Origin of the sequence: Mesorhizobium sp., from assembly GCF_005063415.1 — a bacterium.
Taxonomy (GTDB): domain Bacteria; phylum Pseudomonadota; class Alphaproteobacteria; order Rhizobiales; family Rhizobiaceae; genus Mesorhizobium.
Window position 1 is genome coordinate 1 of the sequence record NZ_SUEG01000266.1, and the last position, 3594, is coordinate 3594.

Here is a 3594-nt window from a genome sequence, read left to right on the forward strand (position 1 = left end):
CTTCAGGACAGGTTCAAGCACTTTCGCATCGTTTGGCACGACACCTATCACCTTCACGCCCTGCGCGATCAGATCCTCGATGGCGCGAACCTGCAGTGCCGGATCGGCACTGGTCGGGCCAACCATGAATGCGTCGACGCCGAGCTTCTGACCGCGCTCCTTGATGCCCGCCTCCATGGCGTTGAACCAGGGAATGCCGCCGATCTTGACGACGACGCCGACTTTGCCGGCCTGCTGTGCCATGGCAGCCACTGATGCGCCAAGCATAAGGGTCGCGGCGAGTGCCGCGATCATGAACTTTTTCATCTGTATTCCTCCCATAACGTTCCGAACGGGAACACACCTCCGCCACCGTTTTGTGCTTGCACAATCGATGGTGCATTAACTATTGTGCATCATGATGCGCTCGTCAAGCGAGATATTGCTCTAGCGAGATATTGCTCTAAAGAGACGCTCCGGAGGGCCAGATGGATCAGCAGGTCAAGAAGAAGGCGACGATCTATGACCTGTCCGTACTATCGGGCAGTTCGCCGTCGACCGTGAGCGCGGTGCTGAATGGCACTTGGCGCAAGCGCCGCATCAAGGAAAGTACGGCCGAAACAATTCTCAGCCTCGCCGAACGCCACCAGTACACCACCAATCTGCAGGCGCGAGGCTTGCGACGCTCGCGATCGGGCCTGGTCGGCTTGATGCTGCCCATCCACGACAATCGTTACTTCTCCGCCATGGCGCAGACATTTGAGGGACATGTGCGCAGCCGCGGTCAATGCCCGGTCGTGGTCAGTGCCAGCCGCGATCCGGAAGAGGAACGCCGGACCGCTGAGACGCTGATCTCCTACTCAATCGACCAGCTGTTCATCGTCGGCGCTACCGATCCGGACGGCGTGCACGAGGTCTGCGAGGCGGCGGGACTGAGGCATATCAACATCGACCTACCGGGAGCAAAGGCGCATTCGGTGATCAGCGACAACTATGAGGGCGCGCGGATGCTGACGGAGGCAATCATCCGCCAGTTCGGCAATAATGACTCTCTGCGGCCGGACGAGCTGTTTCTGTTTGGCGGCCGCAACGACCACGCAAGCCGCGAACGCATCGCCGCTTTCCATGCGACCAAAAAGGCGCTGTTGGGCGCCGACCCTGATGACGGAGTACAGTCCTCCGGCTATTCGCCCGACATAACATTGCGTGCCTTCGAGGCGTTTTGCCAACGCCATGGCAAGCTGCCGCGCGCGTTGTTCATCAATTCGTCAATCAATATGGAGGGTCTGCTGCGTTTCATGGCGGGCCGGCCGGCCGAGATGTTCAACGAGCTTGTCGTCGGTTGCTACGACTATGACCCATTCGCCTCTTTTCTGCCCTTCCCCGTAATCATGGTGCGGCAGAATTTTGAGGCGATGATTGCGAAGGCGTTCGAACTGATCAATGAACCGCCGATGGCCCCGCAGATTTTCCTGATTGCGCCGGAGTTGATCCAACCGAGGTCGGCTCTGAAAGGGCCGCTGGACACGTTGAAGGACATAGCTTGACGCGCCCCGAGAGCCGGTCTTTGCACAGCTCACGCAGGTATCAAGACCCGACACGTGGTGGGTCGTTATGAGTCAACGGCGTTTCGTACCTCAAAGGGGTGCACCACTTTGGCTGTTCATGACGCGGGCACGGCTCTGATCTGAACCGGTCGGCTGCAGCCGGAGTCGATCCCGTCTGGCAGGGCTCGGCCTGCATTATGTACCCGCCTTCATATGCAGCCGATTTAGCGTCGGCATTCGAGGACGACGGCAATCCGACACTGAATGCCACTTTGCATGCTGATCGCTGACGGCGTCCGGTGGATTACTCGCGCGGCACCAACGAAGCTCCCGGTATCGGCAACCGCCTGCACGCTTCGCAGGAGGGAGTTCTCCAGGCCCAGGAGAATAGTCGAACTCGGCAATGAGTGTGTGCGTTTGAGGATGGACAACAGACCTCATTCGCCAAACCTGTTGATGCCCCAGCTAAATCCTTTTCGTTTGTCGAGGCAATCGGGATCGATGAAAGTAATCAGTGAGGGCGAAACCTTCATTTGGGGTCTCCATCTTGTCGAAAGGGCTTGGGTGATGAGCGCCGCGCTAGAATTTGCTTGCCAGGCGGCAGGTGAATGGATCAGGGGGTTGGATACCCGGCCGGTTGGGGCGACAGCGACCTTGCCGGATCTCAGACGATCTTTTGGCGGACCTCTACCGCGGGATGGCCGGAGCGCGGAGGAAGTCATTCGGACACTAGCCAGGGATGCCGCTGGCGGTATGCATGGCAATGCCGGCGGACGTTTTTTTGCCTGGGTGTTTGGCGGCGGCCTGGAATCAGCGCTGGCGGCAGGCTGGCTCGTTGCCACATGGGACCAGAACGCCGCGCTCTATTCAGCTAGTCCTGCTGCCGCAGTAATCGAGGAAGTTGCCGGAGAATGGATCAAGGAATTGCTCGACCTCCCACGAGATGCATCACGGAGCGTTCACCAGCGGTTGCCAGATGGCGCATGTGACGGGCCTTGCCGCAGCAAGGGTCGGGTTGCTTAAGCGGTTCCAATGGGACGTCGAGGATGACGGATTGTTTGGAGCACCCGAGATGCGGGTGCTGGCCAGCGACCAACGGCACGTCACCATAGACCGGGCGGTGCGCTTGCTTGGCATCGGCCGTAACGCCTTGCAAATGTTGCAAACTGACAATGAGGGGCGCGTTCCTGCTGCCGTGCTCGACAGAGCGCTTTCGGGCGATTCCAGGCCCACCATGCTCGTGCTTAACGCAGCCGACCTGAACATCGGCGCATGCGATCCGTCCAAGGAGTTAATCCCACTGGCACATTCAGCCGGCGCCTGGGTTCACATCGACGGCGCGTTCGGCTTGTTCGCACGCGCAAGCCGGACATACCGCGATCGGCTCGACGGCGTAGAATTGGCGGACAGCTGGGCGACCGATGCTCACAAATGGCTGAACGTTCCTTTCGATTGTGGCATCGCCATAGTCCGCGATCGCACGGCGCATCGCACAGCAATGACTTCGAGCGCGTCCTACGTAGCGCCAACGTCCGTCGCGCGCGACCAGACGGACTGGAACCCGGAATATTCCCGCCGAGCGCGCGGGATTCCTGTTTACGCTGCGCTAAGAGAACTCGGTCACAGCGGGGTAGAGGCTCTGGTCGACCGTTGTTGCGTGCATTGCGCCGACTTGGTTGAAGGGATTGGCGGACTGCCGGGTGCGGAGATACTTGCAAGGCCCACGCTCAATCAGGGCTTGGTCCGATTCGGCCGGCCAGGAGCTTCGCCCGAGGAAAACGACTCTTTCACAAACGAGATAATTCAAAAAATCAACGAGACCGGCGAAGTTTTCTTCTCCGGCACAACGTGGCGCAACCGTCGCGCCATGCGCATCAGCGTGGTCAACGCTCGTACTACCGAGTCGGGCGTGAAGCGTGCGATCCAGGCAGCAGCAACGGTATTGACGCGGGATTTGCCGAAAGCATCGCGAATTGAGCAGCGGGTGGCAATGGCTGGAACGGGTCGACTCACGCCGTACAGCGAACGGAAGTTTTGGAGGATTGTCGGGAATGACCGGTTGTGGCGC

The 3594-nt window shown here is 59.6% G+C and carries 4 protein-coding genes; 2 read left to right on the forward strand and 2 right to left on the reverse strand.

Annotated features, from left to right (window positions below):
• The coding region (locus E5W70_RS31405) for a substrate-binding domain-containing protein (RefSeq protein ID WP_292665144.1) at window positions 1-306 on the reverse strand (306 nt) is incomplete at its 3' end.
• A 161-nt stretch (window positions 307-467) separates the two neighbouring features.
• On the opposite strand from E5W70_RS31405, the gene E5W70_RS31410 reads away from it, so the two are divergent.
• Window positions 468-1526 carry a LacI family DNA-binding transcriptional regulator gene (locus tag E5W70_RS31410; RefSeq protein ID WP_292665146.1) on the forward strand — a complete coding sequence of 353 codons (1059 nt, stop codon included), beginning with the start codon at window positions 468-470 and terminating at the stop codon, window positions 1524-1526.
• Window positions 1527-1750: 224 nt separating this feature from the next.
• On the opposite strand, the gene E5W70_RS31415 is transcribed toward E5W70_RS31410, so the two are convergent.
• Window positions 1751-1879: a hypothetical protein gene (locus tag E5W70_RS31415; RefSeq protein ID WP_292665149.1), complete on the reverse strand. Its 129-nt coding sequence runs from the start codon at window positions 1877-1879 to the stop codon at window positions 1751-1753.
• A 623-nt stretch (window positions 1880-2502) separates the two neighbouring features.
• Between E5W70_RS31415 and E5W70_RS31420 the strand changes: the two genes are divergently transcribed.
• The coding region (locus tag E5W70_RS31420; protein ID WP_292665148.1) for a pyridoxal-dependent decarboxylase at window positions 2503-3594 on the forward strand (1092 nt) is incomplete at its 3' end.